The organism is Pseudonocardia oroxyli, assembly GCF_900102195.1.
Lineage (GTDB): Bacteria > Actinomycetota > Actinomycetes > Mycobacteriales > Pseudonocardiaceae > Pseudonocardia > Pseudonocardia oroxyli.
This window is the reverse complement of record NZ_FNBE01000004.1, coordinates 212,375-238,887: the sequence shown is the minus strand read 5'-3', so window position 1 is coordinate 238,887 and position 26,513 is coordinate 212,375. Positions and strand designations below refer to the sequence as shown.

The 26,513-nt window shown below is 74.1% G+C and carries 23 protein-coding genes and 1 pseudogene; 14 read left to right on the top strand and 10 right to left on the bottom strand.

Annotated elements, in window-relative coordinates:
* Positions 1–86 precede the first annotated feature (86 nt).
* Both BLS43_RS08140 and BLS43_RS08135 read left to right on the top strand, forming a co-directional pair.
* On the top strand, positions 87–2,678 hold the full coding sequence (locus BLS43_RS08140; protein ID WP_093079958.1) for a DNA translocase FtsK: 2,592 nt from the start codon (positions 87–89) through the stop codon (positions 2,676–2,678).
* A gap of 157 nt (positions 2,679–2,835) precedes the next feature.
* Complete coding sequence (locus BLS43_RS08135; protein WP_093079171.1) at positions 2,836–3,705, top strand: YceI family protein; 870 nt, start codon at positions 2,836–2,838, stop codon at positions 3,703–3,705.
* A gap of 9 nt (positions 3,706–3,714) precedes the next feature.
* Here the strand turns inward: BLS43_RS08135 and BLS43_RS08130 are convergent, their stop codons facing one another.
* The 5 genes from BLS43_RS08130 to BLS43_RS08110 form a co-directional block, all read right to left on the bottom strand.
* Complete coding sequence (locus BLS43_RS08130; RefSeq protein ID WP_093079166.1) at positions 3,715–4,164, bottom strand: tRNA (cytidine(34)-2'-O)-methyltransferase; 450 nt, start codon at positions 4,162–4,164, stop codon at positions 3,715–3,717.
* Between the two features lie 53 nt (positions 4,165–4,217).
* Entirely contained in the window at positions 4,218–5,024 is an 807-nt protein-coding gene (locus BLS43_RS08125) for a helix-turn-helix domain-containing protein (RefSeq protein ID WP_093079161.1), read from the bottom strand.
* Between the two features lie 26 nt (positions 5,025–5,050).
* A complete protein-coding gene (locus tag BLS43_RS29885; RefSeq protein WP_176921224.1) occupies positions 5,051–6,628 on the bottom strand; it encodes a glycoside hydrolase family 16 protein in 1,578 nt (525 codons plus the stop codon).
* Positions 6,629–6,830: 202 nt separating this feature from the next.
* Positions 6,831–7,490: an ankyrin repeat domain-containing protein gene (locus BLS43_RS08115; RefSeq protein WP_093079151.1), complete on the bottom strand. Its 660-nt coding sequence runs from the start codon at positions 7,488–7,490 to the stop codon at positions 6,831–6,833.
* Positions 7,487–7,984, bottom strand: a complete 498-nt coding sequence (locus tag BLS43_RS08110; RefSeq protein ID WP_093079146.1) for an amino-acid N-acetyltransferase — start codon at positions 7,982–7,984, stop codon at positions 7,487–7,489. The genes BLS43_RS08115 and BLS43_RS08110 overlap by 4 nt, the downstream gene beginning before the upstream one ends.
* Positions 7,985–8,051: 67 nt before the next feature.
* Here BLS43_RS08110 and rimO point away from each other — a divergent pair, with 67 nt between their 5' ends.
* The 4 genes from rimO (at position 8,052) to BLS43_RS08090 (ending at position 11,631) form a co-directional block, all read left to right on the top strand.
* On the top strand, positions 8,052–9,500 hold the full coding sequence (gene rimO / locus BLS43_RS08105) for a 30S ribosomal protein S12 methylthiotransferase RimO (RefSeq protein ID WP_093079141.1): 1,449 nt from the start codon (positions 8,052–8,054) through the stop codon (positions 9,498–9,500).
* The gene (gene pgsA / locus BLS43_RS08100) at positions 9,497–10,105 is read left to right on the top strand and encodes a CDP-diacylglycerol--glycerol-3-phosphate 3-phosphatidyltransferase (protein WP_093079136.1); all 609 of its coding nucleotides are present in this window, start codon (positions 9,497–9,499) and stop codon (positions 10,103–10,105) included. Before rimO ends, pgsA begins: the two co-directional genes overlap by 4 nt.
* A gap of 135 nt (positions 10,106–10,240) precedes the next feature.
* Positions 10,241–10,597 (top strand): helix-turn-helix domain-containing protein, encoded by a 357-nt coding sequence (locus BLS43_RS08095; protein ID WP_093079131.1) that lies wholly within the window; start codon positions 10,241–10,243, stop codon positions 10,595–10,597.
* Between the two features lie 221 nt (positions 10,598–10,818).
* Positions 10,819–11,631, top strand: a complete 813-nt coding sequence (locus BLS43_RS08090) for a PspA/IM30 family protein (RefSeq protein ID WP_093079128.1) — start codon at positions 10,819–10,821, stop codon at positions 11,629–11,631.
* Between the two features lie 86 nt (positions 11,632–11,717).
* Here the strand turns inward: BLS43_RS08090 and BLS43_RS08085 are convergent, their stop codons facing one another.
* On the bottom strand, positions 11,718–12,548 hold the full coding sequence (locus tag BLS43_RS08085) for a DNA-formamidopyrimidine glycosylase family protein (RefSeq protein ID WP_093079123.1): 831 nt from the start codon (positions 12,546–12,548) through the stop codon (positions 11,718–11,720).
* A 233-nt stretch (positions 12,549–12,781) separates the two neighbouring features.
* On the opposite strand from BLS43_RS08085, the gene BLS43_RS08080 reads away from it, so the two are divergent.
* From BLS43_RS08080 to BLS43_RS08065, 4 genes are all read left to right on the top strand, one after another.
* Positions 12,782–13,057, top strand: a complete 276-nt coding sequence (locus tag BLS43_RS08080) for a DUF6412 domain-containing protein (protein ID WP_093079118.1) — start codon at positions 12,782–12,784, stop codon at positions 13,055–13,057.
* Positions 13,058–13,109: 52 nt separating this feature from the next.
* Positions 13,110–13,979 (top strand): membrane protein insertase YidC, encoded by an 870-nt coding sequence (gene yidC / locus BLS43_RS08075; protein WP_093079114.1) that lies wholly within the window; start codon positions 13,110–13,112, stop codon positions 13,977–13,979.
* 10 nt (positions 13,980–13,989) lie between these two features.
* Positions 13,990–14,421 (top strand): hypothetical protein, encoded by a 432-nt coding sequence (locus BLS43_RS08070; RefSeq protein WP_143029972.1) that lies wholly within the window; start codon positions 13,990–13,992, stop codon positions 14,419–14,421.
* An 85-nt stretch (positions 14,422–14,506) separates the two neighbouring features.
* Positions 14,507–15,730: a L,D-transpeptidase gene (locus BLS43_RS08065; protein ID WP_245707369.1), complete on the top strand. Its 1,224-nt coding sequence runs from the start codon at positions 14,507–14,509 to the stop codon at positions 15,728–15,730.
* Positions 15,731–16,137: 407 nt separating this feature from the next.
* Here BLS43_RS08065 and BLS43_RS08060 read toward each other — a convergent pair whose 3' ends face one another.
* Together BLS43_RS08060 and BLS43_RS08055 are read right to left on the bottom strand one after the other, a co-directional pair.
* Positions 16,138–20,877 carry an ATP-dependent helicase gene (locus BLS43_RS08060; protein WP_425438529.1) on the bottom strand — a complete coding sequence of 1,580 codons (4,740 nt, stop codon included), beginning with the start codon at positions 20,875–20,877 and terminating at the stop codon, positions 16,138–16,140.
* A gap of 46 nt (positions 20,878–20,923) precedes the next feature.
* Positions 20,924–21,733: pseudogene (locus BLS43_RS08055) on the bottom strand (DMT family transporter); the annotation flags it as partial.
* 40 nt (positions 21,734–21,773) lie between these two features.
* Between BLS43_RS08055 and BLS43_RS08050 the strand changes: the two are divergent.
* The gene (locus BLS43_RS08050; protein ID WP_093079106.1) at positions 21,774–22,328 is read left to right on the top strand and encodes a TetR/AcrR family transcriptional regulator; all 555 of its coding nucleotides are present in this window, start codon (positions 21,774–21,776) and stop codon (positions 22,326–22,328) included.
* Positions 22,329–22,403: 75 nt separating this feature from the next.
* Here BLS43_RS08050 and BLS43_RS08045 read toward each other — a convergent pair whose 3' ends face one another.
* Positions 22,404–23,663, bottom strand: coding sequence for a CoA transferase (locus BLS43_RS08045; protein WP_218129748.1), 1,260 nt, complete (start codon positions 23,661–23,663; stop codon positions 22,404–22,406).
* Positions 23,660–24,352: a TetR/AcrR family transcriptional regulator gene (locus BLS43_RS08040; RefSeq protein ID WP_176921223.1), complete on the bottom strand. Its 693-nt coding sequence runs from the start codon at positions 24,350–24,352 to the stop codon at positions 23,660–23,662. The genes BLS43_RS08045 and BLS43_RS08040 overlap by 4 nt, the downstream gene beginning before the upstream one ends.
* A 42-nt stretch (positions 24,353–24,394) precedes the next feature.
* Between BLS43_RS08040 and BLS43_RS08035 the strand changes: the two genes are divergently transcribed.
* The 3 genes from BLS43_RS08035 to BLS43_RS08025 are packed head-to-tail and all read left to right on the top strand — an operon-like array spanning position 24,395 to position 26,308.
* Positions 24,395–25,297, top strand: coding sequence for an ATP-binding cassette domain-containing protein (locus tag BLS43_RS08035; protein WP_093079100.1), 903 nt, complete (start codon positions 24,395–24,397; stop codon positions 25,295–25,297).
* A complete protein-coding gene (locus tag BLS43_RS08030) occupies positions 25,294–26,067 on the top strand; it encodes an ABC transporter permease (protein ID WP_093079097.1) in 774 nt (257 codons plus the stop codon). Before BLS43_RS08035 ends, BLS43_RS08030 begins: the two co-directional genes overlap by 4 nt.
* A 31-nt stretch (positions 26,068–26,098) precedes the next feature.
* Positions 26,099–26,308: a DUF3046 domain-containing protein gene (locus BLS43_RS08025; RefSeq protein WP_093079094.1), complete on the top strand. Its 210-nt coding sequence runs from the start codon at positions 26,099–26,101 to the stop codon at positions 26,306–26,308.
* Positions 26,309–26,513: the final 205 nt, after the last annotated feature.

Here is a 26,513-nt window from a genome sequence, read left to right as displayed (position 1 = left end):
CGCGCCCGGCCCGTTCGCGGCGGTGTGAGCTGGGCGGGGTGTGGCGGTCCCGGGAATCGTCGCCGCGGCCGGTTACCGTGGGCGACATGGCGGGGAGAGGGACGGCCGGGCGGACCGGCGGCGGCGAGGCGTGGGCGACGGCCGGATCCGGTCGGCCGCGTGCGTCGTCGTCGCGGTCCCGCACGCCCGCCAAGCGCACCCCGGCCAAGCGCGCACCCGCGAAGCGGGCGCCCGCCAGGAAACAGCCCGACCTGATCGACAAGGGGATCGACGCGGTCGGTCGCGGCGTCGTCAAGGCCACACGCTCCGCGGGACGCGCGGCCGGGCGCACCCGGGAGATCGACCCCGCCCACCGGCGGGACGGGCTGGGCGTCCTGTTCATCGTGCTCGCCGTGATCTCCGCGGCGGGCATCTGGTGGGAGGCGGGCGGCCCGGTGGGGCGCGGGTTCTCCGCCGGCGTCGGCGCGGTGTTCGGCCTGGCCGGGGCACTCCTGCCGGTGATCCTGCTGATCGTCGGCATCGTGCTGATGACCACGCCGGCCCACCCCGAGGCCCGGCCGCGGATCGCCGTCGGCACCCTGCTGCTCACCCTCGGCGTGCTCGGCCTGATCCACCTGTTCTCCGGCTCGCCGGACGTCCCCGCCGACTGGGCCACCGGCGGCGGGGCCGTCGGGTACGTCGCCGCGACCCCGTTGGCCAGCGGGCTCACCCCGTGGGTCGCCGTGCCGGTGCTGCTGCTGCTCAGCTTCTACGCGTTCCTCGTGCTCACGGCCACGCCCGTGCGCGAGGTCCCCAACCGGGTCCGGCGGCTGCTCGGCAGGCCCGAGGTCGACCCCGAGTCCGAGGAGCCGGTCGCCGAGGAGGAACCGGCCGCCGAGGAGGCCCCGGCCCGCAAGCGCCCCGCCCGCCGCCGCCAGGCCGCCAGTGCGGAGGCGTTCGAGGACGAGCCGACGGAGCCGGAGGAGGAGTACTTCCCGGTCGAGCCCAAGCGCCCGCGCAAGGCCGCCGCCGCGCCGTCCGCCGCCGAGGAGCCGCAGGGGCCGGAGCAGGCCGAGAAGTCCGAGAAGTCCGAGAGGTCCAGGCGCGCCGTCCCCGCCCAGGTCGTCGCCACCCCGCCCGCCGAGGACCTCCCGCCCGAGGGCGAGCAGATGTCCATGGCGATCCGCGAGCCCGTCGGCGAGGGCGCGTACACGCTCCCGCCCGCGGACCTGCTGGAGACCGGGCCACCGCCGAAGCTCCGCTCCGCCGCGAACGACGAGATGATCGAGCGCATCACCGGCGTGCTCGAGCAGTTCAACGTCGACGCCCAGGTCACCGGCTTCACCCGCGGCCCCACGGTCACCCGCTACGAGATCGAGCTGGGCCCGGCCGTGAAGGTCGAGAAGATCACCCAGCTGACGAAGAACATCGCCTACGCGGTGGCCACGGACAACGTCCGCATCCTCGCCCCCATCCCCGGCAAGTCCGCGGTGGGCATCGAGGTGCCGAACTCCGACCGCGAGATGGTCCGCCTCGGGGACGTGCTGCGCTCCGGCACCGCCCGCAGCGAGCAGCACCCGATGGTGATCGGGCTGGGCAAGGACATCGAGGGCCACTTCCTCTGCGCCAACCTCGCCAAGATGCCGCACCTGCTGGTCGCGGGCTCCACGGGCTCCGGCAAGTCCAGCTTCGTGAACTCGATGCTGGTGTCGCTGCTCCAGCGGGCCACGCCCGAGGAGGTGCGGATGATCCTCGTCGACCCGAAGATGGTCGAGCTCACGCCGTACGAGGGCATCCCGCACCTGATCACGCCCATCATCACCCAGCCGAAGAAGGCGGCGTCCGCGCTGGCCTGGCTGGTGGAGGAGATGGAGCAGCGCTACCAGGACATGCAGGCCAACCGGGTCCGCCACATCGACGACTTCAACCGCAAGGTGCGCTCCGGTGAGATCACCGCGCCGCTGGGCAGCGAGCGGGAGTACCGGCCGTACCCGTACATCCTCTGCATCGTCGACGAGCTCGCGGACCTGATGATGACGGCCCCGCGGGACGTCGAGGACGCGATCGTCCGCATCACCCAGAAGGCCCGGGCCGCGGGCATCCACCTGGTCCTGGCCACGCAGCGCCCGTCCGTGGACGTGGTCACCGGTCTGATCAAGACGAACGTGCCGAGCAGGCTGGCGTTCGCCACGTCGTCGCTCACGGACTCGCGGGTCATCCTGGACCAGCCGGGCGCCGAGAAGCTGATCGGCATGGGCGACGGGCTCTACCTGCCGATGGGCGCGTCCAAGCCGGTCCGCATGCAGGGCGCGTACATCTCGGACGAGGAGATCGCCGAGGTCGTCGGGTTCACCAAGGACCAGGCGGAGCCGACGTACCTCGAGGGTGTCACCGCGCAGAAGCAGGGTGAGGCCAAGGAGATCGACCCGGACATCGGGGACGATCTCGAGGTGCTCGTGCAGGCGGCCGAGCTGATCGTCACCTCGCAGTTCGGCTCGACGTCGATGCTGCAGCGGAAGCTGCGGGTGGGCTTCGCGAAGGCGGGCAGGCTGATGGACCTGCTCGAGACCCGCGGGATCGTCGGGCCGTCCGAGGGATCGAAGGCGCGCGAGGTCCTGATCAAGCCGGACGAGCTCGAGAGCGTCATCTGGCTGCTGCGCGGCGGCGGCGGAGAAGCCCCTTCCGACACGGAAGATTGAAGCTTCTACCAGCACAAACGTGTGTCATTCGGCTCCGCTGAGTGGCCGTTCGCCGTAACCCCGTGTGGTTGCCCCCACAACCGGGCGTCCGGCGTCACCGTTTCGTGATGTCTCGTGGTTGAGTGCTCCCCGGCACTCGCACGGCGGAAGGGCACGCATGTTCTGGAGCAAGCGCGGCAGGGGTTCGCGACGCAGCGACACGGGGCGCAACGCCCTCGTCCCGATCCCGCTCACCGGCGGCCTGCTCAGTGGTCAGGTGCAGGACGGCGAGGGGCGACCGCTGGCCGGCGCCCAGGTCTCGGTGCTCGACCGGACCAGCACCCGCATCGTCAACGCGGACACCGACCCGTTCGGCTACTTCACCGCCGCGCTGGTCCCCGGCCAGTACCGGGTGCGCGCCGAGGCAGGCGGCTACCGGGGCAACGGCGGCACGATCGAGGTCGAGTGGGGCAAGCACGCCGAGCTCGGCGTCGTCCGGCTCGACCCGGACGAGTCGCTGACCCCGCCCCCGCCCGGGGTCTTCGCGGTCGACCCGGACCACTCCTCGGTCCGCTTCGTCGCCCGGCACATCGGCATGTCGCGGGTCTACGGCCGGTTCAACACCTTCCGCGGCCAGATCCGGATCGCCGAACCGTTCGAGGACTCGGCCGTGGACGTGGTGATCGAGACGGCCAGCGTCGACACGAACGTCGACGCGCGGGACACCCACCTGCGCTCCCCGGACTTCCTCGACGTGGAGCGCTTCCCGCAGATGCGCTTCTCCTCGACCCGCTTCCGGCGCGGGGTGGGCAACCGCTGGCTCGTCGACGGCGACCTCACGCTGCACGGCCTGACCAGCGACGTCCAGCTGGACGTCATGTTCCTCGGCATGGCCGAGTGGAACGGTCAGCGGGCGGGCGCGGTCGCCACGACCGAGCTGCACCGCGAGCACTTCACGCTCAACTGGCAGCAGACCATCAGCCGGGGCGTCCCGGTCGTCGGGTCGACGATCGAGGTCACCCTGGACGTCCAGGCGGTCCGGCAGTAGCGCTGTGACTCAGCTGAAGCCGTGCTGCCGCCACGCCTCGTAGACGGCGACGGCGGCGGCGTTCGCCAGGTTCAACGACCGGGAGCCGGGCACCATCGGGATCCGGACCCGGTCTCCGGCCCGGGCCTGGATCGCGGGCGGCAGGCCGCTCGACTCGGACCCGAACAGCAGCACGTCGCCCGGCTCGTACGCGAGGTCGGTGTGGAGCCGGGTCGCCGTCGTGGTGAAGGCCACGATGCGCGCGGGCGCGGTGGCGCGTTCCAGGTCGTCGAACGTCGCGTGGACCCGCAGGTCCGCGAGCTCGTGGTAGTCCAGGCCCGCCCGCCGGACGTTGCGCTCGTCGAGCGCGAACCCCAGCGGCTCGACGAGGTGCAGCTCGGCACCGGTGTTGGCGGCGAGCCGGATCGCGTTGCCCGTGTTGGGCGGGATCTCGGGGGCGTGGAAGGCGATCCGGAACACGCGAGGTTCGTACCACCCCCACGCTGCGGGGGGCTCGGTCGGGCGGGGCTCGATCACGCGCTGCGGCGTTCGGCGAGCCAGTCCGTGGCGGTCTGGCCCGCGAGGTCGCGGAAGTCCCGGGCGAGGTGGGGCTGGTCGGCGTAGCCGCAGGTCGCGGCGGTGTCGGCGAGCGTGCGGCCGGTGCGGAGCAGGTCGCAGGCGCGTTCGAAGCGGATCACCCGGGCCGCGGACTTGGGAGTCAGGCCGGTCTCGTCGCGGAAGCACAGGGCGAGGTGGCGACGGCTCCAGCCGATCTCCTCGGCCAGCTCCGCGATCCGCAGGGTGCCGCCGGTCGCGGTGAGCCGGTGCCAGGCGTACGCCACCTCGGGCCGGGGATCGGGTCGGCGGGCGTCCGCGGCGAGCCGGGAGAGCGCGGCGTCGAGCAGGGCGAACCGGCTCCGCCAGGTCGGGGCCTCGGCGAGACGGGCCCGCAGCCGGTCCGCGCGGGCGCCGATCAGGTCGTCCAACCCGACGACGTCGCCGGTCAGCGCGCTCGCCGGGGTCCCCAGCAGCACCCGGGCGCCCAACCAGGTGAGGCGCAGCTGCAGACCGGTCTGCGCGGCCCCGGTGGTGATCACCGCCGGGGCGTCGTGCAGGCCGCCCACCATGCTGGTGAACGAGCCGGGGCTGCGGTCCGGGTCCGGCATCCGGGCGATGTCGACGGTCCCCTCCAGACACAGCAGGAACGTCAGGTGCCCGCCGGCGACCCCCATGTGGACCCCGGGTGCGGCCGCGGGCATCCGGTAGCCCGAGTACAGGTCGACCAGCGGGCGCAGGGCCGGTGCGGGTCGTGCCGACACCAGCTCCCCGTCCTCCGCCATGCTGCAGGAGGGTAGCGCGCGCCCTGTCAGACGGCGTACATCCGGACCCAGTCGACCTCCAGCCGGGCGGGGGCGTTCCCGCGGCCGGCGTCGTCGTAGTTGTCGAGCTGGATCGTGAGGTGGCCGCTCGGCATGGCCTGGATCGGGGCCCGGCCGCCCGGCCCGGCGCCACCGCTGAAGGAGAACCACTGCTCGCCGTCGAGGAACCCGCGGACGTGCTCCGGCGTCCATTCGAAGGCGATCGTGTGCCACTCGGACAGCGGGGCGCCGCAGTCGGTCTCGCGGGCGAACTCCTGCTGGACGGGCAGGGTGGGGTGCGGGTAGTGCAGCCAGGCCTCGGCGCAGGCGGCGCCGGGGGAGGAGTTCTCGAGGAAGTCGTACTCGCCGTCCGCGGGCCAGTTCTCCGAGTCCGGCCAGACGATCAGCACCGGGTGGTAGGGGGAGGCGCCGCTCCCGGTCTGCAGGCTGCGCACCCGCATCTCCCAGCGGCCGTACTGCGTGCCGTGCGTGCTCGCGAGCCAGCCGGTGTCGCCGTTCGCGAGACCGGTCTCGACGAGCACCCCGTTCTCGACGGTGGTGCGCGAGGCGCAGCGCCGCCCGTTGCCGGTGTGGCCGGGCCAGCACTCGCCCGCCTGTACCCACTTCGCCGGGTCGGGGGCGCCGGGCCGGTCGAACTCGTCGGACGCGGGGAGCGGGGTCCCCCATCCGTAGCGCTCCGCGGCGGTGAGCGGGACGGGACGGACCCCGGGGTCGTCGGGACCGTGGGTGGGCGGCGTGGTGGTCGGTGGCGTGGTGACCGGCGGAGTGGTGGTCGGCGGAGTGGTGGTCGGCGGAGTGGTGACCGGCGGAGTGGTGACCGGGGTGGTGGTGACCGGGGTGGTGGTGACCGGCGGAGTGGGGCTCGGCGTCGGTGTGGCCGGAGTGGTGGTCGGCGCGACCGGCGACGTCGTGGGGACGGGCGGGGTGGTCGTCGGCGCCGTGGTGGTCGGCGCCGCGGTGGTGGGCGGGGTCGTGACCGGCGGTGCCGGGTGGTCGACGGTGCCGACGACGACGGGGACGGGTGCGGGCTCGACCGGTCGGTAGCTGCACATCGTCACCGCGAACGGCGCGGGACCGGCCTGGTCGACCGCGACGGCGATCTCCGCGCGGACGGCGTGTTCGGGGGCGAGGAAGCGGTCCCCGACCCGGGTGTAGCGCTCGCCGCCCCGGACGGTGACCCACTGCCCGCGGGCGCGGCCCAGCGCGGTGTCGTCCGCGTCGAACCAGGTCGCTTCGAGCCGGGCGGCGCTGTCCGCGGTGCTGCGCAGGTCGACGGTGAGGTCCCAGGATCCCGCTCCCGGGACCGCCCGGTCCGGTGCGTGGACCAGGGTCCGGGCCTCGGCGGGGTGCACCACGAGCTCGTGACCGGCCACGATGTGGGCGGTCGTGGCGACCCGGCTGCCGTCGTCGCCCGGGACCGTGGACCATCCGGCCGCATCGGTGGCGAGGACCGGGTTGCCGCACCCGTTGCCGGGGGTGCCGCTCACCGCGACGCGCTGCGGGGCGGGGACGCTCGCGGCGGACACGCCGACGACGCAGGCGAGCAGGGCGAACGAGGACAGCACGGACACACCCGTGCGACGCAGTGAGGTCGACATCCTTCTTCCCGGACGGTGGGGTGCGACGGCACGCGGGGGACGGCCGACGCCGGGGAGCGTCCACATGCGACGGTGGTCGCCCGCGGACGGGGACGATCATGGACCTCGTCCGCGTCACGGTCTGCCACCGTTCGGGTGACGGATGTGGCTGTTGTGACTCTGGTGACGGCTAGGACAGCTCCGACGCCCGGTGGGCGCCGCGCTCCCGCAGCCAGGTGACCACGTCGGTCGCGCCGCGGCGTTCGGCGGCGTCCAGCGGGGTGCAGCGCTCCCACTCCGGCAGCCGGTCGAGTCCCGCGCCCTGCGCGAGCAGCAGCTGCGCGGCGGCGAGGCTGCCGCCGTGGCAGGCGTACCAGAAGCAGAGGTCGACGTCCTCGACCGCGGCGATGCGGTCGAGCATGCCGAGCGCCGCGGCCTCGGCCTGGCGCACGCGCGCCCCGCGCTCGACCAGCCGTCGGGCGGCGCGGTGCTGTCCGAACGCCACGGCGTCCGACAGGGGGGTGCCGTCCGCGATGACCGCGCCGTCGGCGTCGATGTCCGCGCCCGCGTCGAGCAGGGCGTCGAGCAGCGGGACGTCGTCGTTGCTCGCCGCCCAGTGCAGCGGGGTCTCACGGTGGAACCCCACGAAGCGCGCGTCCACGTCCGCGCCGGCGTCCAGCAGCACGCCGAGCATCTCGACCGCCCACACTCGGTGCCCCGGATGGTCGGCCAGGACGTGGAGCAGGGTGCGGTGCCCGTCGGGGCGCGCGGTGGCCAGAGCCGGGTCGGCCGCGAGCAGGCCTGTCAGCTCCTCGAGCGCCCCCGCTCGCACGGCCTCGACGGCGTTCACAGCGTCAACATCATGCGGACGTTGCCGAGGGTGTTCGGCTTGACGTGCGCGAGATCCAGGAACTCCGCCACACCGGCATCGTAGGAGCGCAGCATCGCGGCGAACACCTCCTGGGACACGGGGGTGCCGTCGATCTCGACGAACCCGTGCCTGCCGAAGAAGTGCTTCTCGAAGGTCAGCACGAACAGCCTGCGCAGCCCGAGCTCGCGGGCGCCGTCGATCAGCGCGGAGACGATCGCGTGTCCGACGCCCTTGCCGAGCGTCGACGGGTGGACCGCCACCGTGCGGATCTCGCCCAGGTCCTCCCACAGCACGTGCAGCGCGCCGCAGCCGACGACCTCGCCGTCCACCTCGGCGACCAGGAACTCCGGCACCGCCTCGTAGAGGGTGACGATCTCCTTGGCCAGCAACACCTTGCCCGCGTAGTTGTCCACGAGGGACTTGATCGTCACGACGTCGGCGGTGCGGGCCCGCCGGACGGCCACCACTGCCATGGCGACGCACCTTAGTGCCCCGGCCGGGAAGGGCGACACCGCGCTCGGAGGGCTCCCGTCTACCCTGATGGCCGTGACTTCCCCCGCCTCGCCGCGTCGCGCGGCCCTGCTGACGCTGGGCTGTGCCCGCAACGAGGTCGACTCCGAGGAGCTGGCGGGTCGGCTCGCCGGCTCCGGCTGGGAGCTGGCGGAGGCGGACGAGGCGGACGTCATCGTCGTCAACACCTGCGGGTTCGTCGAGCAGGCGAAGAAGGACTCGATCGACACGCTGCTGTCGGCGTCGGACGTGGCGGCGAACCGGGGCGCGAAGGTCGTCGCGGTGGGCTGCATGGCCGAGCGGTACGGCAAGGAGCTCGCCGAGTCCCTCCCGGAGGCGGACGCGGTGCTCGGCTTCGACGCCTACCCCGACCTGGCCGAGCGCCTCCAGGACGTGCTGGACGGACACGCCCCGGTCTCGCACGTCCCCGTCGACCGCCGCACGCTGCTGCCGATCGCGCCTGTCGAGCGGCAGGCGTCCGAGCGGGCGATCCCGGGCCACGACTGGGTCCCGCGGGCCCGGCTGCAGGACGGTCCGGTGGCGTCGCTGAAGCTCGCCAGCGGCTGCGACCGGCGCTGCGCCTTCTGCGCCATCCCCTCCTTCCGCGGATCGTTCGTCTCGCGCGCACCCGAGGAGGTGCTCGCCGAGGCCGCCTGGCTGGCCCGCGAGGGCGTGCGCGAGCTGGTGCTGGTCAGCGAGAACTCGACGTCCTACGGCAAGGACCTCCCCGGCGGTACCCGCGCGCTGGTGGGCCTGCTGCGCGACCTGGCCGCGATCGACGGGATCGAGCGCGTGCGGGTCAGCTACCTGCAGCCCGCCGAGACCCGTCCGGACCTCGTCGAGGTCATCGCGACCACCGACGGGATCGCGCCGTACTTCGACCTGTCGTTCCAGCACTCGTCGAACGCGGTGCTGCGGCGGATGCGCCGGTTCGGCTCCACCGAGGACTTCCTGTCGCTCTGCACGCGGATCCGCACGCTCGCCCCGGAGGCGGGCATCCGCAGCAACGTGATCGTCGGGTTCCCGGGGGAGACCGAGGAGGACCTGGCCGAGCTCGAGACGTTCCTGACCGGCGCGCGGATGGACGCCGTCGGCGTCTTCGGCTACTCCGACGAGGACGGCACCGAGGCCGCGGGCTACGACGGCAAGGTCGACCCCGAGGAGGTGGCCGCGCGCGTCGCGCGGATCACCGCCCTCGTGGACGAGCTCATGGCGCAGCGGGCCGAGGAGCGGATCGGCACCGAGGTCGTCGTGCTGGTGGAGACCGAGGAGTCGGACACCGAGGACGCCGTGGGGCGGGCCGCGCACCAGGCGCCGGAGGTCGACGGCGAGTGCGTGTTCGAGGCGGGGGACGTCGAGCTGGTCCGGGGGTCCTTCGTGCGGGCCGAGGTCGTCGACTCCGAGGGCGCGGACCTGGTCGTGCGGGCGCTCGAGGTGCTGGTCGAGGCGCCCGGGCTCGTCGCGGCGGCAGGCGGATGAGTGCCGTGCCGGCGGGGGAGCAGGCCTCCCCGCTGCCGGAGGCGCCGATCCTGAACCTGGCGAACGTCCTGACCGGGGTCCGGATCCTGATCGTCCCGTTCTTCCTGGCGGCGCTGCTGACGTCCGACGGCACGGACGTCACCTGGCGGTTCATCGCCGCCGTCCTCTTCGCCGTCGCGGCCATCACGGACCGGTTCGACGGCGAGATCGCCCGCAGGCGCGGCCTCGTGACCTCGTTCGGCAAGATCGCCGATCCCATCGCGGACAAGGCGCTGATGGGCGCGGCGCTGATCGGGCTCTCGCTGCTGGGGATCGTGTACTGGTGGGTGACCGTCCTGATCCTCGGCCGTGAGATCGGCATCACACTGATGCGGTTCTGGGTGCTCCGCTTCGGGGTCATCCCGGCCAGCCGCGGCGGCAAGCTGAAGACCCTGGTGCAGACGTTCGCGATCGGGCTCTACCTGCTGCCGCTGCCCGAGGTGTCGTCGGTCGAGATCGTCCGGTGGACGTTCATGGCCGTGGCCGTCGTGCTCACCGTCGGGACGGGCGTGGACTACGTCGCCCGCGCGCTGCGGCTGCGGCGGACCGCGGTGCGCCCGCACTGACCGCACAGACTGCACAGACTGCACGGACCCGCTCGGCCGCCCGCCTCGCTGTTCGCCCACAGCGGACGGGTCGTACGGGGGCACGCGAGGGCCGGACCCGATACGGTGGAGGGCACGGACGAGAGGGGTGGGCACATGGCTCTGCTGCTGCGTGAGGCGATCGGTGGCAGTCTTCGGCGCGCCCGCACCCTGCGGAAGCGCACGCTGCGAGACGTCTCTCGCGCCGCCCGGGTCAGCCTCGGCTACCTCTCCGAGGTCGAGCGCGGGCGCAAGGAGCCCTCGAGCGAGCTGCTGGCGGCGATCTGCGAGGCGCTGGACATCTCGCTCGCCGACCTGTTGACCGAGGTCGTCGAGGACATGACCGCCGTCGAGTTCGTCGGGCGCACGGAGACGCTGGTCCCGATCGGGCAGCGACACACCGACCTGCGGCTGGCGCCGGTGCGCTCCGCGATGTCGGGTCGCCCCGGTACCCCGGTGGCGTCCGCGGCCTGAGAGCTTCCTGAGGCATTGTCCGGTTGGTCCGGATCTACGCGCCCCCGCGCGCGACGACCGGTAGCCTGGAGCCCAGGGTCGCCCCGACGGCGGCCTCCGGACGATCCCCGATATCGTCCGTGCGCGGTGGCGGCAGCCCATGTCGCGATGCCACGATGGCGGTCGCGGGGGGACACGCGGTCCGCTCGACCGGTTTTCGCACTCGGAGGTAGGCGGAGCAGATGGCCAACGGTTTCACAAAGGCCTGGAAGTACCTGATGGCCCTGTTCTCGTCGAAGGTCGACGAATACGCGGACCCCAAGGTGCAGATCCAGCAGGCCATCGAGGATGCGCAGCGCCAGCACCAGGCACTCTCGCAGCAGGCGGCGGCCGTGATCGGCAACCAGCGCCAGCTCGAGATGAAGCTCAACCGGCAGCTGGGGGAGATCGAGAAGCTGCAGGCCTCGGCGCGGCAGGCGCTGGTCCTGGCCGACCAGGCTCGGGCGCAGGGCGACGAGGTCAAGGCCGGACAGTACGAGCAGGCGGCGCAGGCCACGGCGACCCAGCTCGTCACGGCCGAGCAGTCGGTCGAGGACCTGAAGACCCTGCACGACCAGTCGATCGGCGCGGCCGCGCAGGCCAAGCAGGCCGTCGAGCGCAACGCCATGCAGCTGCAGACCAAGATCGCCGAGCGCACCAAGCTGCTCAGCCAGCTCGAGCAGGCCAAGATGCAGGAGCAGGCCGCCAAGTCGCTCCAGCAGATGACCGAGCTCTCGGCGCCGGGGAACACCCCGTCGCTCGAGGAGGTCCGCGACAAGATCGAGAAGCGCTACGCCAACGCGGTGGGCGCCTCCGAGCTCGCGTCGAACTCCGTGCAGGGCCGCATGCTCGAGGTCCAGCAGGCGACCGTCGACATGGCGGGTGCCTCGCGGCTGGACCAGATCCGCGCCTCGATGGCGGGCAACTCGATCACCGGCGGCGAGAAGCCCACGCAGCAGCTCCCGGCGTCGCCGCAGAGCTCGCCGCAGACCCAGCAGCAGCCCGGCACCGCCTGATCCACGACGAACGGCGCTCTCGCTCCCACCTGGTGGGCGAGGGCGCCGTTCGCGTGTTCGGCCCCTGAGCAGCGAAGGGCGGTCGGCTAGCGACGGCGGGTGCGGGGGCGCGTGGGGGCCGGGGCGGGGCCCTGTTGGCAGCGCGGGCACCAGTAGGCCGGGCGGGCGTAGACCCCGGCGCCCTGCTCGGCGACCTGGATCCGGGTGCGGCAGCGGCGGCACGGGCGGTTGCCGCGCTCGAACACCCAGTGCGCCTCGTTCGGGTGCAGCGATCCCGTGGTGGTCTGCTCGGGGCGGTCCGCGTTGGACAGCAGCAGCCTGCGGGACAGCGCGATCACTCCCGGGAGGTCGGGCGTGTCGCGCACCGGGGTCCACGGCGTGAGCCCCAGCAGGAAGCACACCTCGGTCTTGTAGAGGTTGCCGACGCCCGCCATCACCCGCTGCTCCAGCAACACCAGCCCGAGCTCGTGATCGCCCCGCGCCCGCATCCGGCGCAGCGCCTCCGCCTCGTGCGCAGGGCCCCAGGCGGGATCGAGCAGATCGGGGCCCAGGTGCCCGACGAGCCGGTCCTCCTCCGCCGTCGGCAGCAGCTCCAGGTCGTGCAGCGCGAACCCGACCGCGACCCGCTCGGGCACCTCCAGCACCGCCCGCGCCTCGTACTCGGGCCGCCGCCAGCGCATGCCGGGGCGGTAGAGGTGCCAGGAGCCGTCCATCCGGAAGTGCGAGTGCAGGCTGGTGCCGTCGTCGAACCGCGTGAACAGGTGCTTGCCCACCGAGCCCACCCCGGTCACGCCGACGCCGCTCAGGTCGACCGCCGCGAGCCGCGGGTGCCGGATCTCCCCGCGGACCAGCGTCTGCCCGGCCAGCGCCGCGTGCAGCCGCTTGCCGGCCAGGTAGACGGTGTCCCCTTCAGGCACGCGCCCGAACCTACCGGCGACCGCACCGCTCGGCGATTCCGGCGGCGCGGGTACACGTTTCGTGCTCTCAGCGCTGCTCGATCCGCGAAAGGGTGCGCTCGGCGCGGTTGGCACAGCGCTCTCGGCGCACAACCGGTGATCATGCAGCGCTGAGAGCACGAAACGTGCACCCGCCCGGGCCGCGCCACGGCACCCGCAACGCCGGCGCTGGTAGCGTCGCTGGGGTGAGAGGGATGGGCTGGGTCGTGGCGCTGCTCGCGCTGTCAGTGGCCGGGTTCGTGCTCACCGCCGCCGAGCCGTCGGTGCTGGTCGGGATCGTGGGGGCCGCGCTATTCGCGCTCGGGTTCGCCCGGGTCGCGGCGCCGAGCCGCCTGGCCGGGCCGCCCGCAGTCGTCGCGCGGCATCGGCACCACCGCGATCCCGGACGTCGGGTTCCGCGGCTCCTCGACCCGGACGCCCCGGGTCGCACTCGCGCACGCGCTCCGTCGGGTCCCCTCCCGGCGGTGTAGCCAGTCCGCTCCACCGCCGGTGTGTCCCTGACACCCCGACCGGAGGAGACCCGTGCTCGACTTCCTGTACTACCCCGTGTCCGCCGTGCTCTGGTTCTGGCACCAGGTGTTCGGCCTGGTCCTGGGCCCCGACGACGGCGTGGCCTGGGCCCTCGCCGTGATCTTCCTGGTGCTCACGCTCCGGACCCCGATGATCAAGCCGGCGCTGAGCCGCCTGCGCTCGGCACACCGGATGCGCGCGCTCGCCCCGCGGCTCACCGAGCTGCGCGCGCGCCACCGCGACGATCCGCAGAAGCTCGTCGCCGAGACCCGCGCGCTGCAGGCCGAACACGGTGTGTCGGCCTTCGGCGGGGTGGCCTCCGCCCTGCTGCAGGCGCCGGTGTTCCTGGCCCTGCTGCACGTCCTGCGCTACTTCAACCGCCCCGGCCTGACCTTCGAGCAGAACGCCGCCATCCCCAACTACGTGTTCGGCCCCGACGAGGTCCGGTCGTTCCTCGAGGCGCGGCTGTTCGGCGCCCCGCTGTCGGCGTACGTGACCATGCCGCAGTCGCTGCTGGACTCGTTCGGCGGCGCGTCGGTCACGTCGTGGCAGGTGCTGGCGGTGGCGCTTCCGCTGGCGGTGCTCGCCGCCGTCGCCACGCACGTCACGGCGCGGCGCTCGCTGCGCACCCAGCCCGACGCCCCGCGGATCATGCGCGCGCTGCCGTGGGTGTTCCCGCTCGGTGCGCTGGCGAGCGTGCCGTTCCTGCCGGACGCGGTGCTCGTGTACTGGCTGGCGAACAACGGGTGGACCCTCGTCGAGCAGCACGTGCTCGGGCGCATCGTGGAGCGCGAGGTCGTGGTGGTGCCGGACGCGGTCGCGCCACGCCCGGCGGCCCGCGCACCGAAGCCCGGTCAGAAGCCGGTTCGACGGCGGTCGTAGCGTGGGCCGCGTGCGAACCGTCCGCGTGCTCGTCCTCGTGCTCGCCCTCGCCCTGCTCGGCGGGTGCGGGGCGGCGACCACGCACACCGCGAGCTCGGGCGGTGGGCCGAGTGCCACGCTGCCCGCCCTGCGCACCAAGCTGGCCGCGCTGTCGTCGGACGAGTGCGTGACGCAGCCCGGCGCGCAGGCCTACCCGAACTGCGGGCGGTTCGTGCGCGAGGTCCAGAACGTGGTGCCGGCGGCGCGGGCCGAGAGCGGGTCGGTCGCGTCGCCGGACGCGCTGACCCGCGCGGCGGACGCGGTCGACGCGGCCGTGAACCGCCTCGCCCAGGACTCGTGCGTCGGGAACGGCGGGGCCCCGGCGGGCGGCCCGGACGCCTGCGGCCCGGACCTCACGGCGCTGCAGACCTCGTTCGCGGATCTGGTCACCGCGGTCGGATAGCGGGGTCTGTCCGGTCTGTCCGACCTGCGGAAACACGCGAAACGGACGTTCGCGTACCGCCGCAGGCGCGCCGCGCGCGGGGAGCATGATGATCCTCGGTCGACGGGAGGGGCGGAAGCGGATGCGGGCGGTGCTCGGTCTGGTGGTGGCGGTCGTGCTCGGGTTGGGCGTGCTCGTCGGGGTGCGCTCGCCCGCGGTCGCCGGGGTGCTCGGATCGGACGGGCTCGTGCCCGTCGCCGAGCCCGCCGCGCCGGACCACGCGCCCACGCCGATCGTGCACGTGACCCCGGCGTCGGACCTGAACCCGACGACGCCGATCACCGTGACCGTCGCCGACGGCACCGCGCAGGCCGTGCGGGTCACGGACCCGAAGGGCAAGGCCGTCGAGGGCACCCTCGCGCCGGACGGCCGGACGTGGACCTCCACCGGCGAGCTCGCCTACGCGACGACGTACGCCGTGGGTGTGGACACCCTCGACCGCGACCGCGCGCCCGGCCACACCGATGCCACGGTCACGACGATCGCGCCGAAGGCCCAGGCCTACCCGTCGTTCGTGCCCGCGCCGAACTCCGTCCCGTCGGTGGGTGTCGGCCAGCCGCTGGTCGTGCGCTTCGACCACCCGATCACCGACCGCGCCGCCGCCGAGAAGGCGCTCACGGTCACCACCAGCCCCGTCCAGGTCGGGGCCTGGTACTGGATCTCGGACACCGAGGTGCACTACCGGGCCGCGCAGTACTGGCAGGCGGGCACCACGATCACGCTGAAGGCCGCGATGTTCGGCGTCGACCTCGGGGACGGCGTCTACGGCTCCACCGACCGCACCCTGAAGCTGACGGTGCACGACGCCTGGGTCGCCAAGGCCGACGGCGCCACCGAGCAGATGCAGATCTTCGACAACGGCGCCCTGGTCAAGACCATGAACATCAGCCTCGGGGCGCCCGGGTTCCCATCGCACACCGGCCCGCACGTGATCTCCGACAAGCAGCCGTCGATCGTCATGGACTCCTGCACCTACGGCGTCTGCGCCGGTCAGCCCGGCTACTACAAGGAGAAGGTCGACCTGGACCTGCGCATCTCCAACGACGGCGAGTTCGTGCACTCCGCCCCGTGGTCGGTCGGGCAGCAGGGCAACGAGAACGTCTCGCACGGCTGCGTGAACCTCGCGCCCGCCGACGCCCAGTGGTTCTTCGACCACTTCGGCATCGGGGACGTCGTCGAGATCACGAACTCCGGGGGCCCGCCCCTCCCGGTCTACGACACCTACGGCGACTGGGAGCTCAGCTGGGCCCAGTGGCAGACGGGCCCCTGAGCACCGAGGCCAGGTGCGCGCCCGGCACCCGTAGGCCGAGCGCGAGCGGCGGCTCAGCACCCTGAGCTGGGCCCCTGACGCTTGGGACGCCCGAGCGTCGCGCCGCCACCCGGCCCTTTGACGCGTGGGACGCCCAAGCGTCGCTCAGTGACGCTTGGGACGCCCAAGCGTCGCGCCGCCACCCGGCCCTCTGACGCGTGGGACGCCCAAGCGTCGCTCAGTGACGCTTGGGACGCCCAAGCGTCGCGCCGCCACCCGGCCCCCTGACGCGTGGGACGCCCAAGCGTCGCTCAGTGACGCTTGGGACGCCCAAGCGTCACGCCGCCACCCGACCCCCCTGACGCGTGGGACGCCCAAGCGGCACGCGCCGACCGCGCCCCTTGACGCGTGGGACGCCCACGCGGCGCTCAGGCCCTCAGGCGCAGGCCCTTCGGGGTGACGCGGAAGCCCGCCTCGGTCAGCACCTCCGCCAGCTCGGAGCCCAGTGCGCCGCCGCCGTCCGCCCGCTCGACGGCCAGGGAGCCGAGCCAGCCCTCGTGCACGGCGCCTGCCAGCGCCTGGGCGGCCGCGCTCAGCTCGTCCTGGTCGGTGGTGAAGGACAGCAGGGATTTGCCGCCGCGCTCGACGTACAGCGCCGGTGCCCCGTCGACCAGCACCACCAGCGCGCCCGCCTTGCGGGCCGGGCGGTGCTTGGCGTCTCCGACCGTGGCGGGCCAGGGGAGGGCCGCGCCGTAGGGCTGCGCGGGATCGGCCGCCGCGAGCACGACCCGGGACAGCCTGCCCTCGCCGGGTTGCTGCTCGACCGGGGAGGCCCCCACGTCCGGGTTCGACAGCGCCCGCACCCGGTCGATGGCACCGGGGACCGCGAACTGCGCCGCACCCAACCCCTCGACGACGTACCCGCGGCGCACCCGCCCGGAGTCCTCCATCGCTCGCAGCACCTTGTAGACCCCGGCGAACCCGCCGGACACGCGCTCGGTGCCCAGCGCGCCCCGGGTGAGCACGCCGTGGCGCTCCAGGAACGCCTCGGCCTTCGCGTGGGCGCGCCGGGTGGCGTCCGCCTCGCGGTCCACGGCGAGGGCCCACCGACCCCCGACGGAGGGCGGCCCGGTGCGGCTGGGCAGCTGCGGCCTGCCCGCACGGAGCTGGGCGTACCGGCCGCGGCCCGCGGTGCGGCGGGTGCGGTGCGCGGGCCCACCCCGCCGGGACCCGCCCCCGCTCAGCCGGGCACGCAGCGGGCCGAGGGTGTCGTTGGTGAGCAGCCCGGCCCACACGAGGTCCCAGATCGCGGTGACCACGGCCTCGTCCGTCGGGGCCTCCTCGCCCTGCGCCACGAGACCCTGTCCCGCCAGGTCCGCCAGCCCGCGGAAGAACAGCGCCCCGCCGCCCACCGCGGGCTCCTCCAGGACGGGCTTGCCGAGCGCGGCGAGCAGGGCCCGGTGCAGCGGGGTGCCCGCGATCTCCGGGTCGGGCTCGGGCAGCAGCAGGTCCGCCACGTCCGCGGGGGCCACCGCGAGCCAGCCGTCGCTGCCGGCGAGCGGCCCGCAGCCGGTCCAGGTGACCTCGCCCGCCGCGGTCAGCTCGTCCAGCAGGGCCGGGGTGTAGCCCGGCAGCCGGGCGGGCAGGATCAGCGACTCGAGCGCGCTGGCGGGCAGCGGCGCCCCCGCCAGCTGCTCGACCACGCCGAGCACGTCCTCCGCGCCGGGTGCCCGCCGCATGCGGCCGCGCCGTTCCGGCCGCTCCGCCGAGCCGGTCTGCACGCCCTGCCACGCCGGCAGGAACCGCCCCAGCGCGCGCTGCTCCACGGGCTCGACCTCGGCCCGCAGCCGCGCGAGCGAGGCCCGCCGCAACCGCCGCAGCACCTCCGCGTCGCAGTACTCGACCACGCCGTCCGCGCCCCCGGCGGCCTGCGGGCGCAGCTCGCCCTTCACCACCCGGCCGAGCCCGGTGAGCCGGTCCACCACGCCCGCGACCACGGCGACGCCGAGACCGAACCGCGCGGCGCACTCGGCGGCGGTGAACGGACCGTGCGTGCGGGCGTAGCGGAGCACCAGGTCACCGAGGGGATCGGGCACCGGCTCGGTGAACGTCTCGGGCACGCCGACGGGCAGCGGGGCGCCGAGCGCGTCCCGTACCCGGCCCGCGTCCTCGATCGCGACGAAGCGCTCCTCGCCCGCGATGCGGACCCGGATGGCGCGGCGCTGGGCCTCCAGCTCGGCGAGCCACGCCGGGTCGACGCCGCGGGCGCGCCCGTCCGCCACCGAGAGGTCCCCGATGAAGCGCAGCAGGTCGGCCGCCCCCTCGACGTCCTTCGCGTGCCGGTCCGGCGCCGTGCGCTGCAGGGAGGCCTCGACCTCGGCGAGCACCTCGGGATCGAGGAGCTCGCGGATGGCCTCCGAGCCCAGCAGCTCGGCGAGCAGCGTGGAGTCCAGCGACAACGCCGCCGCCCGCCGCTCGGCCAGCGGCGCGTCGAGCTCGTAGAGGAACATCCCGATGTAGCCGAACAGCAGGCTCCGGGCGAAGGGCGAGGGCTGCGGCGTCTGCAGCTCGACGACCTTGACCTTGCGGGACTGCACGTCCGCCATGAGATCCCGCAGGCCCGGCAGGTCGTAGACGTCCTGCACGCACTCCCGCATGGCTTCGAGGGTGATCGGGAACTGCTCGTACTTGCCCGCGACCGCCAGCAGCTGGGCCGACCGCTGCCGCTGCTGCCACAACGGGCTGCGCCGCTTGGGGTCGCGGCGGGGGAGCAGCAGGGCCCGGGCGGCGCACTCGCGGAAGCGGGACGCGAACAGCGACGACCCGCCCAGCTCGCCGACCACGATCTGCTCGACCTCGCCGGGCTCGAGCAGCACGTCCTCCGCGGAGGGCATGATCTCGGTGCCCGCCTCGTCCAGCGCGTCCGGCAGCCGCAGGACGATCCCGTCGTCCGCGCCCGCCGCCTGCACCTCGACGCCGCGCCGCTCCCGCATCCGGGCCGCGATGGCGAGCGCCCACGGTCCGTTGACCTGCGCGCCGAAGGGGGAGTGCACCACGAGCCGCCAGTCGCCCAGCTCGTCTCGGAAGCGCTCCACCAGGATCGTGCGGTCGCTCGGGACGTGGCGGGTGGCCTCCTGCTGTTCGCGCAGGTAGGCGACCAGGTTGTCGATCGCCCACTCGTCCAGGCCCGCCGCCGCGGCGCGGGCCCGGGCCTCGGCGTCCGACAGGCCCGCCATCTCCCGGACGAACGCGCCGATCGCGCGCCCCAGCTCGAGCGGGCGGCCGATCGACTCGCCCTTCCAGAAGGGCATGCGCGCGGGCTCGCCCGGCGCGGGGGTGACGATCACGCGGTCGTGCGTGATGTCCTCCACCCGCCAGCTCGACGTGCCGAGCAGGAACGTGTCGCCCACCCGCGACTCGTAGACCATCTCCTCGTCCAGCTCGCCGACGCGCGAGCCCGCCCCGTCCGCACCGCCGGGAGTCATGACGGTGAACAGGCCGCGGTCGGGGATCGTGCCGCCGGAGGTGACCGCCAGCCGCTGGGCGCCGGGGCGGCCCTTGAGCTCGTCGGTGACCCGGTCCCAGGTGATCCGGGCCCGCAGCTCGCCGAACTCCTCCGACGGGTAGCGGCCCGCGAGCATGTCCAGCACCGAGTGCAGGGCGGAGTCCGGCAGCGCCGCGAACGGCGCCGCCCGCCGGATCACCGCGGCGAGGTCCGCCAGCTGCCACGGTTCCAGGGCGACCATCGCCACGATCTGCTGGGCCAGCACGTCCAGCGGGTTGCGCGGGTAGCGCATCGACTCGATGGCGCCGCCGGTCATCCGCTCGGCCACCACCGCGCAGGAGACCAGGTCTCCGCGGAACTTGGGGAACACCACGCCCTGGGAGACCGCGCCGACCTGGTGCCCGGCGCGGCCGACCCGCTGGAGCCCCGAGGACACCGACGGCGGCGCCTCGACCTGCACCACGAGGTCCACCGCGCCCATGTCGATGCCCAGCTCGAGGCTGGACGTGGCGACCACGCAAGGCAGCCGCCCCGACTTGAGCTCCTCCTCGACCAGGGTGCGCTGCTCGCGCGACATGGACCCGTGGTGGGCCTTCGCGACGACCGGGGGAGCGCCCCCACCGACCCCTGACTGGCCGACGGCCTCCGCCGGGAACCGGTCGAGATCGACGGCTCCGGGGGGCCGTCCCGCACGCTCCTCGGCCGCCTCCTCCGCCTCCTCCGCCGCCAGCTCGTTCAGCTTCGCGGTGAGCCGCTCGGCCAGCCGCCGGGAGTTGGCGAAGACGATCGTGGACCGGTGCTCCCGGACGAGCTCCAGCAGCCGCCGCTCCACCGCGGGCCAGATGGAGGGCCGCTGTGCGCCCCCGGCCGCCGACCCGACGACCTCCTCGTCCGCACTGCCCGGCTGGGGCAGCTCGCCCAGCGCGGCCAGGTCCGGCACGGGCACCTCGACCCGCACCTCGATCGTCTTGGGAGTCTTCGGCTGCACGATCTCGACCGGGCGCGCCCCGGACAGGAAGGTGGACACCTCGTCCAGCGGGCGCACCGTGGCCGACAGCCCGATCCGCTGGGCGGGCCGGTCGAGCAGCTCGTCCAGCCGCTCGAGGGAGACGGCCAGGTGCGCGCCGCGCTTGGTGCCCGCGACGGCGTGCACCTCGTCGAGGATGACCGTCTCCACCCCGCGCAGCGACTCCCGCGCGGCGGAGGTGAGCAGCAGGAACAGCGACTCCGGGGTGGTGACCAGCACGTCCGGCGGGGTGCGGGCGAACTGCCGCCGCTCGTCCGCCGGGGTGTCCCCGGTCCGCATGCCGACGGTGATGTCCGGCGCGGTGCCGCCGAGCCGCACCGACTCCTGCCGGATGCCGGTGAGCGGCGCGCGCAGGTTGCGCTGCACGTCCACCGCCAGGGCCTTCAGCGGCGAGACGTAGAGGATCCGGCAGCGCTGCTTCGTCGGTGCGGGGGGTGAGGACGCCAGCCGGTCGAGTGCCCAGAGGAAGGCGGCGAGGGTCTTACCCGACCCGGTCGGCGCCACGACCAGCGCGTTGCGCCCCGCCTGCGCGGCACTCCACGCGCCCTCCTGGGCGGCCGTGGGCGCGGCGAAGGCGCCCCGGAACCAGCCCCGGGTGGCGGGGGAGAAACCGTCCAGTGCGCTCACCCCGACCACTATGCCGTCGACCCCCGACAGTTTCCCGTCGACCGAGCACGAGCCAGACACCCACCGCCGCCAGCGCCACCCCCGGGACCGCCCAGACCCCCGGCGCCTCGCCGAACATCAGGTAGGCCCCGACCATGGTCACCGGCGGGGTCAGGTAGAGCAGCACCGAGACCCGCGTGGCGCTGTGCCTGCGCAGGACCAGCAGGTACGTGCCGTAGCCGCCGAAGGTCGAGAGCAGGACGACCCACGCGAGCGCGCCCCAGAACCCCGGGTCGGCGGGGGGAGCCGCCTGCCCGAGCAGCCCGGTGACCGGCCAGAACAGCGCTGCGGCGGCCGTCACCTGCAGGGCCATCGCGACCAGCGGCGTCTCCGGCGGGTTCCACCGCCGCTCCAGCAGCGTCCCCGCGGACAGCGCCAGCGTGCCGCCGAACGGCAGCAGGAAGGCCCACCACGGCGCCGTCCCCGGTCCCAGGTCCCCGGCCACGACCAGGGTCACCCCGACGAGCCCGGCGCCCAGCCCGATCCGTTGGCGGAGGGTCGTGTGCTCGCCGACCAGCGGCCCGGCCACCGCGACGACCAGCGGCTGCAGCGCGGCGACCAGGGCCGCCGTGCCCGCGGGGACCCCCAGCGCGACGCCCGTGACGACCCCGCCGAGGTAGAGCGCCTGACCCAGGGTGCCCAGGAGGGCCTGCCGCCGGACCGCGCCGCGGGGGATCGGCCGCCGCACCACCAGCACGGCGCCCCACAGCAGCGCGGCCGCGATCAGGTACCGCCAGGCCAGCAGCGTGTCCACCGGCGCATACCCGGTCCCCAGCTCGGCCCCGACGAACCCCGAGCTCCAGAAGAGCACGAACAGAATGGGCATGCCGTGCACGTAACCACACCGGTCGGTATACTCGCAGTGTATGGAGACCACCCCGGCGGGCGAGCGGCTGATCGCCGCGGCGAGCAGGCTGTTCTACCGGCAGGGGATCCGCGCGGTGGGCGTCGACCTGATCGCCGAGACCGCGGGCGTCACGAAGAAGACGCTCTACGACCGCTTCGGCTCCAAGGACGCGCTGGTCGCGGTGTACCTCGAGCGGCGGCGCGGGGTCTGGCAGGAGTTCCTGCGCGACCGCATGACCGGCCGTCCGCTGGTCGACGTGTTCGACGTCCTGGCCGACTGGCTGCGCGACCAGGACCGCGGCTGCGCGTTCGTGAACGCCTACGCCGAGGTCGGGGGCACGGGGCACCCCGCGGAGGCGGAGATCCGCGCGCAGAAGGCGGAGATGCAGGCGTGGCTGGTGGCGCGCGCCGTGGCCGAGGGGCTCCCGGAACCGGTCGGCGAGCAGCTGCACCTGCTCTTCGAGGGGGCGACCGTCCTGGCCACGGCGGGCGGCGTGCCGGACGCCCCGGCGCGGGCCAGACGCGCGGCCCTCACCGTCTGCGGTTCTGCACCCACCAGCGGATCAGCAGCGTGAGCGAGGCGAGCAGCATGAGCAGCACCACCGCCTGACCGAGCGGGGAGGACAGGCCGGTGGGATCGGACATACCGGTCAGGGTAGCCACGTGGGCGTCGCGCCGCCGTAGTCCGGCTCCGACGGCCAGTGCAGCCGCCGCCCGTCGACCGTGCCGGGCGGGGAGGCGATCGTGAACGGCCCCAGCGACTCCAACCACGGTGCGGGGTCCACGTCGACCGCGTCCGGGTCGGTGCGCGGCAGGCGCTGCAGGTGGGCGGCGGTGCCGGCCAGGGCGAGCCGGACGTGGTGCGTGCCGCCGGACCGCCGCTGGGCGGCGACGGCGAGCAGGGCGCCCGCCGCGCCCAGGTAGCCCGTCGCGTGGTCGAGCACCTGCGCGGGCAGGGCTCCCGGATCCCCCTCCACCAGCGCGATGCCGCACGCGGACTGGACGAGCGAGTCGAACCCGCGCCGCCGGGCCCAGGGCCCGGTGTGGCCCCACGCCGACAGCGTGAGGACCACGAGCCCCGGATGCCGCTCCGCCAGGTCCTCGGGGGTCAGCCCGAAGCGGTCCAGGGACCCCGGCCGGTAGCCGGTGACCAGCACGTCGGCCCCCGCGACCAGGTCCTCCAGGGGAAGCTCGGCCACCGCGGACCGCTTGCCCGGCAGCGTCTCCCAGGCCTGGACCTCGATCTCCGGGCGGTGCGGCGGGTCGATCCGCAGCACGTCCGCGCCGTGCGCCGCGAGGGTGCGGGTGGCGACCGGCCCGGCGATCACCCGGGTCAGGTCGAGCACCCGCAGCCTGCCAGACGGCCGGGGTGCGGCCTCGCCGACGACCCGCCGCTCGACGAGGGGCAGGGCCCCGGCCGCGGCCCCGGCGTCCGACTCCGCCCACTCCGCCTCCGTGCGGGTGGCGGCCGCGACCCCGCCCGCCTCGTGCAGGGCGGTCTCCAGTGGCACCTTCTCCCAGGTCCCGATCGCGGCGCGGACCTCGTCGAGCCCGGCGTCCGCGGTCAGGCCGAGGACCCGCCGGGCCGCCTCCGCGTGCCACGGGTAGTTGGCGTGCAGCCGGATCCAGCCGTCCGCGGTGCGGTGGAAGGCCGAGAGCGGGTCGAACAGGCTCCCGGGCGTGACCCCGACCTTGCGCAGGTGGCGTTCACTGCGCAGGACGACCGCGGCCTGGCGGGTGTCGATCGCGACGGGCCGGTCGGACGCCGCGAGCAGGGCGGCGCCGATCGCCGCGGTGCCGAACGCGGTGACCGGGAACCGGCTGCCGAGCGTCCGGTCGGGTCCCGTGGTCGTCAGGCGGCTCGGCGCGGCGGGATCGCCGCCCAGCTCGGCCCACACCTGCTCGATCACCGCGACCCGATCAGCTGCTCGACGCCGTCGAGGATGCGGGTCAGCCCGAACGCGAACCGGCTGTCCCGGTCCCGCTCGGGATCGTCGGCCTCGGCGAACGCGCCCCCGGCGAAGGCGGCGATCAGCGCCGGGAACCGGGCCGGGTCCAGGTGGGTGGTGAACAGCCGCTCGTAGCTGTCGTCGTCCGCGACCTCGGCGCCCGCGAAGATCACGTCGCCGAAGACGTGCGCGTTGACCAGCAGGATGACCTGCAGCTTCTCCGGCTCGGACAGCGGCGTGGCGCGCAGCGCGCGCAGCCCGTGCTCGAGCCAGGTGAGCTGGTGGGGCGTCGCGGGCGGACCCAGGACGGGCAGGGTCTGCAGGATCCACGGGTGGGCGCGCATGCGCGCGCAGGTGCCCCAGGCCCAGCGTTCGACGGTCGGGCGCCAGTCCTCGTCCGGGTCGGCGTCGCGTTCGGGCGGCGGGCCGACCGCGGCGTCCTGCATGTGCAGGAGCAGCTCCTCCTTGCTCCCGACGTGCCGGTAGAGCGACATCGTCGTGAAGCCGAGGGCCTTGGCGATCCTGGCCATCGACACGGCGGCGAGCCCCTCGGCGTCGGCCAGGGCGATCGCGGCCGCGACGATCCGGCCCAACGACAGACCTTCGCGGTCGTCGGGCCTGGCCGTCCAGACGGCTTCCAGGGCGTCCATCGACTCGATCCTACGACGTGTGTATGGCATATACTCGTGTGTATGGCATACACAATCGAGGTCGAGGGGCTGCGGAAGTCCTTCGGGGACCGCCCGGTCCTGGCGGGGATCGAGCTGCAGGTGGCGCCGGGCACCGTCGCCGCCCTGCTCGGGCCGAACGGGGCGGGCAAGACGACCACTGTGAAGATCCTCTCCACACTGCTGCGCCCGGACGCGGGCCGCGTGGTGGTCGCAGGGGTGGACGTCGTCGGCGCGCCCGCCGAGGTCCGCCGCCGGATCAGCCTCACCGGCCAGCACGCGACCGTCGACGAGGTGCTGACCGGCCGGGAGAACCTCGTGATGATGGGGCGGCTGCGGCACCTCACCAAGGCGGTCGCCCGAGAACGGGCACAGGCCCTGCTCGAGCGGTTCGACCTGGTCGAGGCGGCCGACCGGAGGGTGTCGACCTACTCCGGGGGCATGGCGCGGCGGCTCGACATCGCCCTCGGGCTGGTCGACGACCCCGTCGTCCTGTTCCTCGACGAGCCCACGACCGGCCTCGACCCCCGTTCCCGGCGCGACGTCTGGGACACGGTGGCGGAGCTCGCGGCCTCGGGCGTCACCGTGCTGCTGACCACGCAGTACCTGGAGGAGGCCGACCGGCTGGCGGACACGATCTCGGTCCTCGCCGACGGTCGGATCGCCGCCGCGGGCACCGCCGACCAGCTCAAGGCGCTCATCGGCGGCGAGACCGTCGAGCTGGTGCTGCCGGACGAGGCGGCGCTCGCCGCGGCCTCCGCGCTGCTGGTCGGCGGCCGGGTCGACGGGCTCTCGCTGCACGTGCGCACCGACGGCACGGCCGCCGGGGTCCGCGAGGTCCTGGAGGTGGTGGCCGGGGTGCCGGTGCTGCGGGTCGCCGTGCACCGCCCGACCCTCGACGACGTGTTCCTGCAGGTGACCGCATGAGCGCCTACTCGAAGACCCCCGGCCCGCTGCTCGACGTCGCCGTCCTGCTCGGGCGCAGCCTGCGGCACTCCGCGCGCAGCGTCGACGCCACGATCTCGGCGATCGTGCTGCCCCTGCTGATCCTCTGCGTGTTCGTGTTCGTCTTCGGCGGCGCGATCGACCGGGGCGGTGAGTACCTCACCTACGTCGTGCCCGGGGTGATCGTGCTGTGCGCGGCCTTCGGCACGGCGTCGACCGCGGTCGCGGTCAACCAGGACATGACGACCGGGGTGATCGACCGGCTGCGGTCGCTGCCGGTCGTGGGCTCGGCGGTGCTGGCGGGGCACGTGGTCGCCTCCGTGGTGCGGAACGTCGTCTCCACGGCCGTGGTCGTCGCCGTGGCGGTCGCGCTCGGGTTCCGGCCGGTGGCGTCGCTGCCGGACTGGCTCGCCGTGCTGGGTCTGCTGGTGCTGTTCATGGCCGGGGTGTCGGCGCTGTCGGCGGCGTTCGGGCTGCTCGTGTCCTCGGCCGAGGCGGCGGGCGGGCTGTCCTTCGTACTGCTCTTCCTCCCGTACGTGAGCAGCGGTTTCGTGCCGCCGGAGACCATGCCCGCGGTGCTGCGCGGGTTCGCGGCGCACCAGCCGATGACGCCGCTGATCGAGTCGGTGCGGGCGCTGCTGCTCGGGACGCCGGTCGGGTCCTCGGCCTGGCTCACGGTGGCCTGGTGGGGTGGGTTCGGGGTGCTGGGGGCGGTGGCCGCGGGGCTTCTGTTCCGCCGCCGTGCGCGGTGAGCCCGTGTGCCGAGGTCCGTACGCTGGGGCCGTGCGACTGAGCCAGTTCCGGACCCTGATGCACGACGAGTTCGGCGAGATGCGGGCGGGTTCGCTCGCCCGCGACCACGTGTTCTCCGAGCTCGGCGGGCGGACGGCCGACCAGGCGATCGCGGCGGGGATCGACCCGAAGCGCGTCTGGGAGGTCATCTGCGTGGCCTACGACGTGCCGCCCGCCCGGCGGCTGGGCCGGGACGACTGACCCGGCTCTCGATCCGGTTCTCGTGACGTCGAGGGTGCCCTTCCGGCCGCTGGGCGCGGCAGGGTAGCCGATCGGCGTGTCGGGTTCGCTTCGAACAGGCGTTCGGCTACGGTGTTGTCCACACCCGGCCCCGGCCGTCCACAGCGGGGGCGTGAGTGTGAGAACTGTCGGTGGGCTCCAATACGGTTCCTCCGTGGCTCCCCGG

Coding starts and splice junctions, on each gene's coding strand:
- BLS43_RS08065 (WP_245707369.1), top strand. CDS start 14,507: ATGATGATCCTCGGTCGACGGGAGGGGCGGAAGCGGATGCGGGCGGTG.
- BLS43_RS08035 (WP_093079100.1), top strand. CDS start 24,395: ATGGCATACACAATCGAGGTCGAGGGGCTGCGGAAGTCCTTCGGGGAC.
- BLS43_RS08110 (WP_093079146.1), bottom strand. CDS start 7,984: ATGGCAGTGGTGGCCGTCCGGCGGGCCCGCACCGCCGACGTCGTGACG.
- BLS43_RS08140 (WP_093079958.1), top strand. CDS start 87: ATGGCGGGGAGAGGGACGGCCGGGCGGACCGGCGGCGGCGAGGCGTGG.
- BLS43_RS08050 (WP_093079106.1), top strand. CDS start 21,774: ATGGAGACCACCCCGGCGGGCGAGCGGCTGATCGCCGCGGCGAGCAGG.
- BLS43_RS08125 (WP_093079161.1), bottom strand. CDS start 5,024: ATGGCGGAGGACGGGGAGCTGGTGTCGGCACGACCCGCACCGGCCCTG.
- BLS43_RS08095 (WP_093079131.1), top strand. CDS start 10,241: ATGGCTCTGCTGCTGCGTGAGGCGATCGGTGGCAGTCTTCGGCGCGCC.
- BLS43_RS08030 (WP_093079097.1), top strand. CDS start 25,294: ATGAGCGCCTACTCGAAGACCCCCGGCCCGCTGCTCGACGTCGCCGTC.
- pgsA (WP_093079136.1), top strand. CDS start 9,497: ATGAGTGCCGTGCCGGCGGGGGAGCAGGCCTCCCCGCTGCCGGAGGCG.
- BLS43_RS08040 (WP_176921223.1), bottom strand. CDS start 24,352: ATGGACGCCCTGGAAGCCGTCTGGACGGCCAGGCCCGACGACCGCGAA.
- BLS43_RS08090 (WP_093079128.1), top strand. CDS start 10,819: ATGGCCAACGGTTTCACAAAGGCCTGGAAGTACCTGATGGCCCTGTTC.
- BLS43_RS08080 (WP_093079118.1), top strand. CDS start 12,782: ATGGGCTGGGTCGTGGCGCTGCTCGCGCTGTCAGTGGCCGGGTTCGTG.
- BLS43_RS08135 (WP_093079171.1), top strand. CDS start 2,836: ATGTTCTGGAGCAAGCGCGGCAGGGGTTCGCGACGCAGCGACACGGGG.
- rimO (WP_093079141.1), top strand. CDS start 8,052: ATGGCCGTGACTTCCCCCGCCTCGCCGCGTCGCGCGGCCCTGCTGACG.